Origin of the sequence: Microbacterium sp. F51-2R (assembly GCF_052180235.1) — a bacterium.
Lineage (GTDB): Bacteria > Actinomycetota > Actinomycetes > Actinomycetales > Microbacteriaceae > Microbacterium.
In genome coordinates, this window is sequence record NZ_CP197470.1 from 2,538,465 (window position 1) to 2,552,614 (window position 14,150).

The window sequence follows — 14,150 nt, forward strand, 5'->3', positions numbered from 1 at the left end:
CCTCGTCCACAGACGCCGACTCGGCTTCGGGATTCATGAGACGGATGCCACGGCCGACGTTCTGTCGGCGCTCGCGGTTATCGTGAACTGGTGACTCCCGAACCCGGCTCCTCCTCGTCGTGGGGTGCCGATCCGTACGCCGACCTGGCCTGGAGCCCCGACGACCTCCTCCCGCCCGACGACTTCGAGGCCCCGCCCGAGGACGCGGGACGCTTCGTGCCCGCTGCCGGAAGCGCTGCGGTTGCTGCCGGCGGGCGCCCCGCGCCCGCTGCCGCGGGGCTCGCTCCGCGTGACCGCGACTTCTCCGGCGCCGATCCGCGGGCGATTCTGCACGAGGTCTACGGCTACGACGAGTTCCGCGGCGATCAGGCCGCGATCGTCGAGCACGTCATCGCGGGCGGCGACGCCGTCGTGCTGATGCCGACGGGCGGCGGCAAGAGCGTCACCTACCAGGTGCCCGCGCTCGCCCGGCCCGGCACGGGGCTCGTCATCAGCCCCCTCATCGCGCTGATGCACGACCAGGTCGACGCACTCCGGGCCAACGGCGTGCGTGCGGCCTACCTCAACTCCACCCAGTCGTCGCCCGAGCGGCTCGCCGTCGAGCAGGCCTTCCTCGCGTGTGACCTCGACCTGCTCTACGTCGCACCCGAGCGGCTGTCGGGCGCCGCGACGACCTCGCTCCTCCAGCGCGGGAAGCTGAGCGTCATTGCGATCGACGAGGCGCACTGCGTGTCGCAGTGGGGCCACGACTTCCGCCCCGACTACCTCGCCCTCGGAGATCTCGCCGAGCGCTTCCCCGGCGTCCCGCGGATGGCGCTGACGGCCACCGCGACGCGCGAGACGCACCGAGAACTCACCGAGCGGCTGCACCTCCCCGCGGCGAAGCACTTCGTCGCGAGCTTCGACCGGCCCAACATCCAGTACCGCATCGAGCCGAAGAACGAGCCGCGAAAGCAGCTCGTCGCGTTCATCCGCGCCCTCCGCGAGGCGCTTCCGGGTGAGAGCACAGCAGGCATCGTCTATGCCCTCAGCCGCAAGTCGGTCGAGCAGATGGCGGACTACCTGCAGAGCCAGGGCATCCAGGCCCTGCCGTATCACGCAGGCCTCGACGCGACGGTGCGCGCGCACCACCAGTCGCGCTTCCTCCGAGAAGACGACATCGTCATGGTCGCCACGATCGCCTTCGGCATGGGCATCGACAAGCCCGACGTCCGCTTCGTCGCCCACATCGACCTTCCGAAATCGGTCGAGGGCTACTACCAGGAGACCGGCCGCGCCGGCCGCGACGGCGAGCCGGCGGTCGCGTGGATGGCCTACGGCCTCGGGGATGTCGTGCAGCAGCGACGGCTCATCGACCAGAGTCCCGGAGACCGCACCTTCAAGATGCGCCTCGGCCAGCACCTCGACGCGATGCTCGCCCTGTGCGAGACCGTCTCGTGCCGGCGGCAGAACCTTCTCGGCTACTTCGGGCAGGACTCCGAGCCGTGCGGCAACTGCGACACGTGCCTTCAGCCGCCCGAGACGTGGGACGGCACCGTCGCGGCGCAGAAGCTCATGTCGACGATCGTGCGACTTCAGCGCGAGCGGGGCCAGTCGTTCGGGGCCGGCCAGCACATCGACATCCTCCGCGGCACGACGACCGACCGCGTGCGGCAGCAGCGGCACGACGACCTCGCCACCTTCGGCATCGGGGCCGATCTGTCGGAGCAGGATTGGCGCGGCGTCGTGCGCCAGCTCCTTGCGCAGGGGCTCCTCGTCTCGCGCGGCGAATACGGCACTCTCGCGCTCGGCGAGACGGCAGCCGACGTCTTGCGCGGTGAACGCCAGGTGCCGCTGCGCCGTGACGTGCTCGGCCGGCGCGGCGGGTCGTCGGGCGTCCGCCGCTCGACGGTCTTTGAAGCGGTCGAGCCCGAAGACCGCGGACTCTTCGAGGCACTGCGCTCGTGGCGGGCAGAGACGGCCCGGGCTCAGGGCGTGCCGGCCTACGTCGTGTTCAACGACGCGACGCTGCGCGCCCTCGCCGCCGCGCGTCCGGCGTCGCTCGGCGACCTCGACGGCATCTCCGGCATCGGCGCGAAGAAGCGCGAGACCTACGGCGAGGCCGTGCTCGAGGTCATCGCCGCGGCCTGAGCGATCCGCAGGCCCGGCCGGCGCGGGCGCGGGTCTGGCGCCGGGCGGCCGCCGAGCGGCTGCCGACCGGCCGCGGGTCCGGCCGGTGCGACCGCCGAGCGGCCGCGCGGCCCGCGCCGCACCGACGCGCAAGCGGGGGACGCGGCATCCGTCGCCCGTAGGCTGGCGGCAACGTCGACGCTGACGGATGGAGGACCCGTGGGTCTCAGCAACATCGACATCGCCCAAGCCGCGCAGATGCTGCCGATCGGACAGGTGGCCGAGCGCCTCGGCATTCCCGAGGAGAGTCTCGAGCCCCATGGCCGCCACAAGGCCAAGGTCTCGCTCGGCTACCTCGATTCGATCAAGGATCGACCGCGCGGAAAGCTCGTGCTCGTCACCGCGGTCTCGCCCACGCCCGCCGGCGAGGGCAAGACGACGACGACCGTCGGGCTCGGCGACGCGCTCACCCGCCTGGGAGAGCGGGCGATGGTGTGCCTGCGCGAGCCGGCGCTCGGGCCGGTGTTCGGCATGAAGGGCGGCGCGGCCGGAGGCGGCTACGCGCAGATCGTGCCGATGGAAGACATCAACCTCCACTTCACGGGCGATTTCTCGGCGATCGCGGTCGCGACGAACCTGCTCGCCGCCCTCATCGACAACCACATCCACCACGGCAACGCCCTGGGGATCGACGTGCGGCGCGTGACGTGGAGGCGCGTCCTCGACGTCAACGACCGGGCGCTGCGCGACGTCGTGATCGGGCTGGGCGGACCCGGCAACGGGTACCCGCGCGAATCCGGGTTCGACATCGTCGTCGCGAGCGAGGTCATGGCGGTGTTCTGCCTCGCGACCGGCATCGCCGACCTCAAGGAGCGCCTCGGCGACATCGTCATCGGCCACACCCGCGATCGCCGACCCGTCACGGCGCGCGACCTTCAGGCGCACGGCGCCATGACGGCGATCCTCCGCGACGCGCTCGCCCCCAACCTCGTGCAGACGCTCGAGCACACGCCGGCCTTCGTGCACGGCGGCCCGTTCGCCAACATCGCGCACGGCTGCAATTCGGCCATCGCGACGCAGGCGGCGCTGCACCTGGCCGACTTCGTCGTGACCGAGGCGGGCTTCGGTGCCGACCTCGGCGCCGAGAAGTTCGTCGACATCCTGTGCCGTTCGACGGGCCTTCGCCCCTCGATGGCCGTCATCGTCGCGACCGTCCGCGCGATGAAGTTCCACGGCGGCGTCGAGGTGCCCGACCTTCCGATCGAGAACGTCGCGGCGCTCGAGCGCGGCACGGTCAACCTTGTGCGCCACCTCGCGACGGTGCGCGAGACGTGGGGGCTTCCGGCGGTCGTCGCGATCAACCACCGGGCAGAAGACACGGATGCCGAGGTCTCGGCCCTCGTCGCCGCCGCCGAGCGTGCCGGGGCGAAGGCCGTCGTCGCACGGCACTTCGCCGAGGGCGGGGCCGGTGCGGAGGAGCTCGCGCGAGAGGTCGTGCGTCTCGCGGGCGAGCCCGGCGAGCTGCGCTTCACCTATCCCGACGAGGCGACGCTGTGGGACAAGATGCGCATGATCGCGACACGCGTCTACGGAGCCTCCGACATCACCGCCTCGACCGCCGTGCGTGCGCAGATCCGGCGTCTGCAGGACGAGGGGTACGGCGCCTATCCCGTCTGCGTCGCCAAGACGCAGTACTCGTTCTCGACCGACCCGAAGCTGCGCGGAGCGCCGTCGGATCACGTCGTCGACATCCGCGAGGTGCGGCTGGCCGCGGGGGCGAGGTTCGTCGTCATGATCTGCGGCGACATCATGACGATGCCGGGGCTGCCGGCCGTCCCGGCCGCGAACACGATCGACGTCGACGACGAGGGCCGGATCGTCGGGCTGTTCTGAGGGCGGCGTCGAGTGCCATTCGTCGCCATCGGCGGCGGGCGATTGAAAACCTAGCAATGTTCGGTTTATGCTCGGGACATGAGCAATGACGCCGTTCCCCTGACCGATGTCGACACGCGCTATCGGGATGCCTCGCTCCCGGTCGACGAGCGCGTCGAGATCCTCCTCGGCCAGATGACGCTCGCCGAGAAGGCGGGGCTGTTCTTCCACACGATGATCGCCATGGGGCCAGGCGGCGAGCTGTCCGACGGGGATCCGGTCTTCGGCATGGCCTCGAACGAGGAGTACGTCGTCGGGCGGCAGCTGTCGCACTTCAACCTCCTCGGCATCGCCCCCACGGCCGGCGAGATCGCGCGCTGGCACAACAGGCTGCAGGAGCTCGCGGCATCCACTCGTCTCGGAATCCCCGTGACCATCTCCACCGATCCTCGGCACGCCTTCAACGACAATCCGGGCGCGTCCTTCTTCGCGGGGCCGTTCTCGCAGTGGCCGGAGCCGCTCGGGCTCGCGGCGACGCACGACGCCGCCCTCGTGGAGGATTTCGCCGACATCGCGCGGCGCGAGTACACCGCCGTCGGCATCCGCGTGGCGCTTCACCCGCAGGTCGACCTCGCGACCGAGCCGCGGTGGGCGCGCCAGCTGCAGACGTTCGGCGAAGACGCCGACCTCGCCGGCGAGCTGGGCGCGGCCTACGTGCGCGGATTCCAGGGCGCGTCGTTCGGCGCGGGGTCGGTGTCGACGATGACGAAGCACTTCCCGGGCGGTGGCCCGCAGAAGGACGGCGAGGATCCGCACTTCGACTACGGCCGCGAGCAGGTCTACCCCGGCGGGCAGTTCGAGCTGCACCTGAAGCCCTTCGAGGCCGTCTTCGCCGCCGGCGGCCGGCAGATCATGCCGTACTACGGCATGCCCGTGGGCACCGAGTACGAGGAGGTCGGCTTCGGCTTCAACAAGTCGGTGCTCACGGGGCTCCTCCGCGAGCGCTACGACTTCGACGGCATCGTCTGCACCGACTGGGGCCTCATCACCGACCAGGCCATCATGGGCCACGACTTCGCCGCCCGCGCATGGGGCGTCGAGCACCTCACCCCCGCCGAGCGGATGATCAAGGTGCTCGATGCGGGTGCCGATCAGTTCGGCGGCGAGGACGACCCCGGGCTCCTGGTCTCGCTCGTCGAGGACGGCCGCATCAGCGAGGAGCGACTGGATGCCTCGGCCAGGCGCCTGCTGCGCGAGAAGTTCCTCCTCGGACTCTTCGAGAACCCGTATGTGGATGCCGGGGCCGCCGACGCGATCGTCGGCTCGCCCGAGTTCCGCGCGGCGGGTGAGGCCGCCCAGCGCGCCTCGATCGTCGTGCTGACGAACGAGTCGCGCGGCGCTGCGGGTGCGCCCGTGCTGCCCCTCGCCCCCCGCGTGAAGCTCTACGTCGAGGGCATCTCCCGCGAGGCTGCGGCGGCGTGTGGCGAGGTCGTGGACGCGCCGGAGGACGCGGATGTCGCGATCCTGCGCATCCAGGCGCCCTACGAGGAGCGCGGCACGATGTTCGAGAACTTCTTCCACGCCGGCTCCCTCGACTTCCCCGAGGAGGTCATCGCGCGCGTCAGGGCGGTCGCCGCCGCCGTGCCGACGGTGGTCGACGTGTTCCTCGACCGCCCCGCGGTCCTCGGCCCCATCGTCGAGGCGGCCGACGCCGTCACCGCGAACTGGGGTGCCGCCGACGCCGCGCTCCTCGACGTGCTGACCGGCGCGGTGCCGGCCCGCGGGCGCCTGCCCTTCGACATCCCGAGCTCGATGGCCGCCGTCGAGGCGTCGCGTCCCGACATGCCCTTCGACACGGCCGACCCCCTTTTCCGCTTCGGCCACGGGCTCCGCCTCTAGCCCGGCCCAGCGGCGGGAGCGCTAGCCGCCGACCGGCGGGTAGGTGCGGACGGAGGCCACGCGGAAGCGGTGCGGGAAAGACGCGGCATCCCGTTCCCCGTCCTCCGGCGGGAACTCGTACACGTCGAGCATGAGCTGCACGGGGTAGTCGATCGTCTGCTCCACCGTCTTGACCCACCGGTGGTCGATGAAGAACCGCAGCCGCTCGGGGGTCCACTCGACGGCGTAGTCGTGGAAGTCGGTGAGATCGCCCTCGACCCGGATCTTCTCGAAGTCCTCGTGCAGACGCGGGTCGTTCTGCGGCTTCACGCCCACGCCGACCCAGCCGCCCGTCTCATCCATCTCCGAGCCGAAGATCTCGGCGATGCAGATCTCGCCGCAGTCGTCGGGCCGCTCCTCGAACCCGATCGGCCAGAAGGCCACCATCGCCGAGGGGTGACGGATCGCCGCGAGCCGCGCCTCGATGACGCCGAACCGCGGCAGCCAGAGGAGGCGGTCGGGCTGCTCCTCGCGTACCACGAGCCCCGGCCGGAACCGGTGCTGTCCGTCGCCGGATCCGAGCGCACCCGAATACTGCCCCGTCTGCAGGTGCGACACCCGCAGGTCGCCGTCGAGGTCGGGGGCCCACGGCGGCGTGTCGGCCTCGATCCGAAGTTCGAGGCCCGGCGCGCCGACCGTGTAGCGAGCCGCGGCGCGATCCCGGGACGACCAGTGCGGCGTGTAGTACGGCCACCACAGCGTCTCGTCGAGCACTCCCTCGTCGAAGCGCTCGTCGACGTCGGGGGCCCGCCCGGTGAGGTCGAGCGGCGACGTGTCGCTCGAAGACTCGATCGGCACGGTCACGCGCCGGCCTCGTAGACCCAGATGTTCACCGTCATGTCGCCGTCGTCGGAGGGGAAGATCCCGCTCCCGCGCAGCTCGAACCCGATACGCCGGCAGAGGGCGTTGGATGCCTCGTTCTCCGCGTTCGCATAACCCACGACCGGCCAGTTGCCCCGCGCAGCGGCCAGGCGCACGACCCGCCCGAGCGCCTCGGTGGCGACGCCCTGGCCCTGCCACGACGGCTCCACGGCGCAGCCGATCTCGTACGCCGGCGTGCCGTCGTGGTCTTCGAGCCACCAGCCGACGTAGCCCGCGGCTTCGCCGTCGACGAGGAGGCGGTACATCGCCCCGCTCCCGCTCTCGGCGAGGCGGAGGTACTCCGCGTGCCGCTCCGCGACGTCCTCCGGCTGCTCTGGGCCGCCGAGGAAGCGCGTCATCTCGGCGGTGTTCGCACGGTGCAGCACCGCGAGATCGTCGGGTCGCCAGGGTTCGAGCGACACGCGCAGGGCGACGTCGATGCTCACGCGGCGAGTCTAGGGCGCGGCATCCGTCGTCGGCACTCCCGCCCCCTCCTCGCCGGGGCCCAAGCCCCGACCTGACCCCGGAAGATGTCGGGAGCGCACAACCGGGTGGCGAGACGTGTCGACCCGTGTTTGTGAGGTTTCCTCAACCGAGTTGGGGTCGAGTTGTGGAAGACCTACCGTCGACAGTGATTTCCTATTCGTCTCTCGAGAGGTGAACATGGCTGACGCCGCCGTCCGTCCCCACAAGCCCGCCACGAGCAAGCGCACGCCCGCCGGCGGAGCGCCGACCGCCGCGCACACCGCCGCCGAGGCATCCGAGCCCCGCATCGATGTCGCGCACGTGACCGACATGCTCCTCGGAACCTGGGCCGCCACGCGCCGAGAAGCGCGCGAGATGATCAAAGACTCCGCGTTCTGGCGCGTCGAGGGCCAGCCGATGCCCGAGCACCGCGAGCGCGTCCTCGCGCAGCTGCACGCTCTCGTCGACGCCGGCGGCTCGCGCCGCGCGTTCCCCGAGGAGTACGGCGGGCGCAACGACAACGGCTCCAACCTCGCCGGCTTCCAGGAGCTCGTGCTCGCCGACCCCAGCCTGCAGATCAAGTCCGGCGTGCAGTGGGGTCTCTTCGGCTCGGCGATCCACCAGCTCGGCACGAAGGAGCACCACGACAAGTGGCTGCCGGGCGTCATGAACCTCGACATCCCCGGGGCCTTCGCGATGACCGAGACCGGTCACGGGTCGGATGTCGCGGCCATCGGCACGACGGCGACGTACGACCCCGAGACCGAGGAGTTCGTGATCCACACGCCGTTCCGCGGCGCGTGGAAGGACTACCTCGGCAATGCGGCGCTGCACGGCAAGGCCGCCACGGTCTTCGCGCAGCTCATCACGGGCGGCGTCAACTACGGCGTGCACTGCTTCTTCGTGCCGCTGCGCGACGACGAGGGGGCGTTCCTCCCCGGCATCGGCGGCGAGGACGACGGCGTCAAGGGCGGGCTCAACGGCATCGACAACGGCCGGCTGCACTTCGACCACGTGCGCGTCCCCCGCACGAACCTCCTCAACCGCTACGGCGACGTCGCACCCGACGGCACGTACAGCTCCGACATCCCGAGCCCCGGCCGTCGCTTCTTCACGATGCTCGGAGCCCTCGTGCAGGGCCGCGTCTCGCTCGACGGGGCAGCGACCACCGGCACCGCCCTCGCCGAGTACATCGCGATCACCTACGCCAACCAGCGCCGCCAGTTCGACTCCGGCTCGGGTACGCCCGAGGTCGTGCTGCTGGACTACGGCAAGCACCAGCGCCGGCTTCTCCCGCGGGTCGCCCAGACGTATGCGCAGTTCTTCGCGCACGACGAGCTGCTCCGCAAGTTCGACGGCGTCTTCAGTGGCCAGAACGACACCTCCGCCGAGCGCGAAGACCTCGAGACTCTCGCGGCGGCGCTCAAGCCGCTGTCGACCTGGAACGCCCTCGACACGATCCAGGAGTGCCGCGAGGCCTGCGGCGGATCGGGCTACCTCGCAGAGAACCGCCTGGTCGGCCTCCACCAGGACCTCGACGTCTACGTCACGTTCGAGGGCGACAACAACGTCCTCCTGCAGCTCGTGGGCAAGCGGCTCCTGTCCGACTACGCCAAGCAGTTCAAGGGGAAGGATGCCGCGGCCCTGGCCCGCATCGTCGTCGGCCAGACCGCGGGCAAGGTGTTCCACGGCGCGGGGCTGCGCCAGCTCGGGCAGTCGGTCGCCGATTTCGGGTCGACGGCCCGCTCGGTCGAGCTCGGCCTGCGCGCCGACCAGCAGCACGAGCTCCTCTCGGGGCGCGTGCAGCAGATGATCGCCGACATCGCCGGCCGGCTCCGCCCCGCCGCGAAGCTGCCGCGCGAAGACGCCGCAGCGCTCTTCAACGCCAATCAGGCCGAGCTCATCGAGGCGGCGCGCGCCCACGGCGAGCTGCTGCAGTGGGAGGCCTTCACGGATGCCGTGAACGGCGTCGCCGACGAGGGCACGAAGCAGGTGCTGACGTGGCTGCGCGACCTCTTCGGGCTGAGCCTCATCGAGAAGCACCTGGCCTGGTACCTCATCCACGGACGCCTCTCCGCGCAGCGCGCGGGCGCTGTCTCGGCGTACATCGACCGCCTGTGCGGGCGGCTCCGTCCGCACGCGCAGGACCTCGTGGACGCGTTCGGCTTCGCGCCCGAGCACGTGCGCGCGCCCATCGCGTCGGGCGCCGAGCACGAGCGCCAGCAGGAGGCGGCCGACTACTACGCCGCGCTCGCGGCATCCGGCACCGCCCCGGTCTCGGAGAAGTCGCTGAAGAAGTAAGCCGCCGGCGGCTTCGGCGAGGCCCCATCCGCCGCGCGCGGGTGGGGCCTCGTCGTTCCCGCCCGGCTCGGTGCGATACGCGCGGGGACGCCGGCCGGCGCCGCCGCGCCGGCGTCGGAGGGCGGCCTTAGGCTGACGGGCGTGAATCCTGCGCTCCGCACCGGACCCGACGGCGTCGCGCGCTGCGCGTGGGTCGGCGACGATCCCGAATACAGCCGCTACCACGACGAGGAGTGGGGGAGGCCCCTGCACGGCGACCGGGCGCTCTACGAGAAGCTGAGCCTGGAGGGCTTCCAGGCGGGGCTGTCGTGGATCACGATCCTGCGCAAGCGTCCGCGGTTCCGCGAGGTGTTCGCCGGCTTCGAGCCCGAGGTCGTCGCCCGGTTCGGCGACGACGACGTCGAGCGCCTCATGGCCGACGCCGGCATCATCCGCAATCGGGCGAAGATCCTCGCGACGATCTCGAACGCGCGCCTCGTGACCGAGATGCGCGCGGGAGAGCTCGACGAGTTCCTCTGGTCGTTCGCGCCGCCCGCCGGGCGCGGGCGCCCGCAGAGCTTCGCCGAGGTGCCCGCCACGACGGCGGAGTCGGATGCCGCGTCCAAGGCGCTCCGCAAGCGCGGCTTCCGCTTCGTCGGCTCGACCACGATGTACGCGCTCATGCAGTCCGCCGGAATGGTCGACGACCACGTCGAGGGCTGCTGGCGCGCGGACGCCTGACGAGAGCCGACCCCCCGGGCCCGACGATCGAGCAGGATTCAGGAAGCGCGATGTCGGCCGCCGAGGGCAGACTGGTGCGATGACTCGCCAAGAGCCCTCGCCGACTGTCCACATCGCCGATTCACACGAAGTCATCCGGGTCGTCGGAGCCCGCGAGAACAACCTCAAGAACGTCAGCGTCGAGATCCCGAAACGTCGCCTCACGGTCTTCACCGGCGTGAGCGGCTCGGGCAAGTCGTCGCTGGTCTTCGCGACGATCGCGAACGAGTCCCAGCGGCTCATCAACGAGACCTACCCGACCTTCGTGCAGCAGTTCATGGGGCAGCTCAATCGCCCCGAGGTCGACGCGCTCGAGAACGTGAGTCCCGCGATCATCGTCGATCAGGAGCGCATGGGCGCCAACACGCGCTCCACGGTCGGCACCGCGACCGACGCCCACGCGATGCTCCGACTGCTGTTCAGCCGCATCGGTCAGCCCCACGTCGGCTCGCCGCAGGCGTTCTCGTTCAACATCCCCTCGGTCTCGGGCGCAGGCGCAGTCACTTTCGAGAAGGGCGGCAAGAAGGTCAAGGAGCGTCGCTCGTTCGAGATCACCGGCGGCATGTGCCCGGGCTGCGAAGGCCTCGGCGAAGTGAGCCAGATCGACCTCGACGAGCTCTTCGACAGCGACAAGTCGATCTCCGAGGGCGCGATCACGGTGCCCGGCTACAGCGTCGACGGGTGGATGGTGCGGCAGTTCGCAGAGTCCGGCTTCATCGATCCCGACAAGAAGATCAAGGACTACACCGAGCAGGAGCGCGCCGACTTCCTCTACAAAGAACCGACGAAGGTCAAGATCCAGAGCATCAACATGACCTACGAGGGCATCGTGCCCAAGATCACGAAGTCGCTCCTGCAGAAAGACCGCGATTCGCTCCAGCCGCACATGCGGGCGTTCGTCGACCGGGCCGTCAAGTTCACCGCCTGCCCCGACTGCGGCGGCACCCGCCTCAACGAGGGCGCACGGTCGTCGAAGATCCGCGGGATCAGCATCGCGGATGCCGCGGCCATGCAGATCTCGGATCTCGCAGCCTGGCTCGACACGGTCGACGACCCCGAGGTCGCGCCGCTCATGGCGGGGCTGCGGCAGACCATCGCGTCGTTCGTCGAGGTGGGTCTCGGCTACCTCTCGCTCGACCGATCGTCGGGAACCCTGTCGGGCGGCGAATCGCAGCGCACCAAGATGATCCGGCACCTCGGCTCCGCCCTCACCGACATCAGCTACGTGTTCGACGAGCCGACGGCAGGCCTGCACCCCCACGACATCCAGCGCATGAACCGGCTCCTTCAGCAGCTGCGCGACAAGGGCAACACCGTGCTCGTGGTCGAGCACAAGCCCGAGGTCATCGAGATCGCCGACCACATCGTCGACCTCGGGCCGGGTGCGGGGCGCGCCGGCGGCGAAGTGCAGTACGAGGGGGATGTCGCGGGCCTCCGCGCCTCGCAGACGATCACCGGGCGCCACCTCGACGACCGCGCGAAGCTCAAGGAGTCCACCCGGACGGCGAAGGGGGTCCTTGAGATCCGCGGGGCCGGCCAGCACAACCTCCAGGACGTCGACGTCGACATCCCCCTCGGCATCCTCACCGTCGTCACCGGAGTGGCCGGGTCGGGCAAGTCGTCGCTCATCCACGGCAACGTCCCGGCCTTCGACGACGTGGTCGTGGTCGACCAGTCGCCCATCAAGGGCAACCGCCGCTCGAGTCCCGCGACGTACACCGGCATCCTCGACACCGTGCGCTCGGCGTTCGCGAAGGCGAACGGGGTCAAGCCGGCGCTGTTCAGCGCCAACTCCGAGGGCGCGTGCCCCGCGTGCCGCGGGCTCGGTGTCATCATCACGAACCTCGGCTTCACGCAGACGGTCGAGACGCTGTGCGAGCTGTGCGAGGGGTCGGGCTTCAGCGACGAGGTGCTCGAATACCGCCTCGAGGGCAAGAACATCGCCGAGGTGCTCGCGATGTCGGCGTCGGAGGCGGCGGAGTTCCTCGGCAAGGGGCCGGCCCACACGATCCTCCTGCGGATGATCGACGTCGGCCTCGGCTACATCACGCTCGGCCAGGCGCTCAACACGCTGTCCGGTGGTGAGCGACAGCGCCTCAAGCTGGCGATCTCGATGGCGAAGAAGGGTGCGGTCTACGTGCTCGACGAGCCGACGACGGGCCTGCATCTCGCCGATGTCGACAACATGCTCGCGATGCTCGACCGCCTGGTCGATGCGGGCAACAGCGTCATCGTCATCGAGCACCACCAGGCGGTCATGGCTCACGCCGACTGGATCATCGACCTCGGCCCGGGCGCCGGGCACGACGGCGGCCGGATCGTCTTCGAGGGGACGCCCGCCGAGCTCGTGGCGTCGGCTGAGACGCTCACGGCGCAGCACCTGCGGGCGTACGTCGCCCGCTGAGGTCAGTCCAGCGCGTCGTGCAGGTGGTGCGCGCCGTGGCGCAGCACCTTGACCACGACGCCGCGTCGCGCGAGCTCGGCGACCGTGCGCGTCTCCTCGTCGGTGTTGCGGCCCAGGGCGTGGACGTTCGTCACCACGAGGACATCGCCCCGCACGAGCCGGCCGAAGAGGCGGAAGAGCCGCTCCTCCCACGACTCGAGTGTCTCGGGCGCCGGGTGACGGAAGCCCTCGATCGGCACGCCGAAGCGCGTCAGCTCATCGCGCTGCTCGACGATCGACGGCATGTCGTCGCGGGCGACCACGAGACCGACGAGGCGCGACCCGGCCGGACGCGCGAGCCACCAGTCGCGATCGCGCTGCAGCTCGGTGAAGCACTTCGGGCACTCGGTCGCCGCGTGCGGCAGATGCAGCGGCGCGGTGTCTTCGCGCGGGGGCGCGGCGTCAGCGGTGTCGAACAGTTCCGGCATGGCGCACCTCCCCTTCCATTGTGCCCTCTCGCGCCATGCTTCAGCGACACGAAAGGCGCCCGCCCGGCGCTGATATGCTTTCTCATCCGTGCAAGGAACTCAGGAGGTGGTACCCGTGAACGAATCGACGATGGTGCTCCTCTGGGCAGTCACGGTCGGACGGTAGGTCGTCCGGGAGCGCCGCTCATCAGCAGCACTCCCGAAAGGCACGACCATGCATTTCACTTCTCACCGCATTCTCGAGGCGGGCCTCACCGAGCGTGAGTTCACCCTCGGTGCAGTCGCGGGCATCCTCTGGACGCCACTAGCCGCCTCCTCGTCCGCCCCGGCTCCCCTCATCCTGATGGGCCAGCCCGGCGGGTTCGGGATGCGAAGGATGTACCCCCGCCTGGCGGCACGTGCGCGCAGCGCAGCCGCGCAAGGGTTCGCGGCGGTCGCCATCGAGTCGCCCGGGGCGGGCGACCGCCCCGCGCTCCCTGGCGCAGAGCAGGCGCGCGCAGACCTCTCCCATGCGATCGCGGCGGGGGAACGGCCTTCGGCCGATGTCATCGACCGGCTGATCCTCCCCCTCGTGGACAGGGCGGTGCCGGAGTGGCAGGCCACTCTCGATGAGGTCCTCGGCCTTCCCGACATCGCGGAGAGGGTCGGATTCTCCGGCGGGGTGATCGCGATCGGCACACGCCTCGCCGCGACGGAATCACGGATCGCGGCGGCGGGCCTCTTCGCCGGCAGCTACGTGCCGCGCACCACGATGGAGGAGGCTCGCCGGGTCACGATCCCGTTGCACGTTCTGCTGCAGTGGGATGACCTGGGCAACGACCGACAGATGGCCCTCGATCTGTTCGATGCGTTCGGATCGGCCGAGAAGACCCTCTACGCCAACATGGGCGGCCACACCGGCGTTCCGCCGTTCGCAGGTGATGATGCCGCCCGCTTCTTCGCCCGCCATCTCTCAGCTGCGGTCGGCTAGGAGG

At 70.4% G+C, this 14,150-nt stretch carries 10 protein-coding genes; 7 read left to right on the forward strand and 3 right to left on the reverse strand.

All coding sequences use genetic code 11. From position 1 onward, the window contains the following. Positions 1-90 precede the first annotated feature (90 nt). The 3 genes from recQ (at position 91) to ACSBPH_RS11370 (ending at position 5,880) form a co-directional block, all read left to right on the forward strand. Positions 91-2,130, forward strand: a complete 2,040-nt coding sequence (gene recQ, locus ACSBPH_RS11360; RefSeq protein WP_442574446.1) for a DNA helicase RecQ — start codon at positions 91-93, stop codon at positions 2,128-2,130. 237 nt (positions 2,131-2,367) lie between these two features. Further along, on the forward strand, positions 2,368-4,002 hold the full coding sequence (locus tag ACSBPH_RS11365) for a formate--tetrahydrofolate ligase (protein ID WP_442577295.1): 1,635 nt from the start codon (positions 2,368-2,370) through the stop codon (positions 4,000-4,002). A 78-nt stretch (positions 4,003-4,080) separates the two neighbouring features. Then, the gene (locus ACSBPH_RS11370; protein ID WP_442574447.1) at positions 4,081-5,880 is read left to right on the forward strand and encodes a glycoside hydrolase family 3 N-terminal domain-containing protein; all 1,800 of its coding nucleotides are present in this window, start codon (positions 4,081-4,083) and stop codon (positions 5,878-5,880) included. Between the two features lie 21 nt (positions 5,881-5,901). Here ACSBPH_RS11370 and ACSBPH_RS11375 read toward each other — a convergent pair whose 3' ends face one another. Continuing rightward, positions 5,902-6,723, reverse strand: a complete 822-nt coding sequence (locus tag ACSBPH_RS11375) for a glycoside hydrolase family 16 protein (protein ID WP_442574448.1) — start codon at positions 6,721-6,723, stop codon at positions 5,902-5,904. Then, on the reverse strand, positions 6,720-7,226 hold the full coding sequence (locus ACSBPH_RS11380; RefSeq protein WP_442574449.1) for a GNAT family N-acetyltransferase: 507 nt from the start codon (positions 7,224-7,226) through the stop codon (positions 6,720-6,722). The genes ACSBPH_RS11375 and ACSBPH_RS11380 overlap by 4 nt, the downstream gene beginning before the upstream one ends. A 217-nt stretch (positions 7,227-7,443) precedes the next feature. On the opposite strand from ACSBPH_RS11380, the gene ACSBPH_RS11385 reads away from it, so the two are divergent. The 3 genes from ACSBPH_RS11385 (at position 7,444) to ACSBPH_RS11395 (ending at position 12,709) form a co-directional block, all read left to right on the forward strand. Continuing rightward, positions 7,444-9,546 (forward strand): acyl-CoA dehydrogenase family protein, encoded by a 2,103-nt coding sequence (locus tag ACSBPH_RS11385; RefSeq protein WP_442574450.1) that lies wholly within the window; start codon positions 7,444-7,446, stop codon positions 9,544-9,546. A gap of 141 nt (positions 9,547-9,687) precedes the next feature. Continuing rightward, positions 9,688-10,266: a DNA-3-methyladenine glycosylase I gene (locus ACSBPH_RS11390; RefSeq protein ID WP_442574451.1), complete on the forward strand. Its 579-nt coding sequence runs from the start codon at positions 9,688-9,690 to the stop codon at positions 10,264-10,266. Positions 10,267-10,345: 79 nt separating this feature from the next. Continuing rightward, the gene (locus tag ACSBPH_RS11395) at positions 10,346-12,709 is read left to right on the forward strand and encodes an ATP-binding cassette domain-containing protein (RefSeq protein WP_442574452.1); all 2,364 of its coding nucleotides are present in this window, start codon (positions 10,346-10,348) and stop codon (positions 12,707-12,709) included. A gap of 2 nt (positions 12,710-12,711) precedes the next feature. On the opposite strand, the gene ACSBPH_RS11400 is transcribed toward ACSBPH_RS11395, so the two are convergent. Continuing rightward, positions 12,712-13,176, reverse strand: a complete 465-nt coding sequence (locus ACSBPH_RS11400; RefSeq protein ID WP_442574453.1) for a recombinase family protein — start codon at positions 13,174-13,176, stop codon at positions 12,712-12,714. A gap of 214 nt (positions 13,177-13,390) precedes the next feature. Here ACSBPH_RS11400 and ACSBPH_RS11405 point away from each other — a divergent pair, with 214 nt between their 5' ends. Next, the gene (locus tag ACSBPH_RS11405; protein WP_442574454.1) at positions 13,391-14,146 is read left to right on the forward strand and encodes an alpha/beta hydrolase; all 756 of its coding nucleotides are present in this window, start codon (positions 13,391-13,393) and stop codon (positions 14,144-14,146) included. Positions 14,147-14,150: the final 4 nt, after the last annotated feature.

Coding starts and splice junctions, on each gene's coding strand:
- ACSBPH_RS11400 (WP_442574453.1), bottom strand. CDS start 13,176: ATGCCGGAACTGTTCGACACCGCTGACGCCGCGCCCCCGCGCGAAGAC.
- ACSBPH_RS11385 (WP_442574450.1), top strand. CDS start 7,444: ATGGCTGACGCCGCCGTCCGTCCCCACAAGCCCGCCACGAGCAAGCGC.
- ACSBPH_RS11405 (WP_442574454.1), top strand. CDS start 13,391: ATGCATTTCACTTCTCACCGCATTCTCGAGGCGGGCCTCACCGAGCGT.
- ACSBPH_RS11370 (WP_442574447.1), top strand. CDS start 4,081: ATGAGCAATGACGCCGTTCCCCTGACCGATGTCGACACGCGCTATCGG.
- ACSBPH_RS11365 (WP_442577295.1), top strand. CDS start 2,368: ATGCTGCCGATCGGACAGGTGGCCGAGCGCCTCGGCATTCCCGAGGAG.
- ACSBPH_RS11395 (WP_442574452.1), top strand. CDS start 10,346: ATGACTCGCCAAGAGCCCTCGCCGACTGTCCACATCGCCGATTCACAC.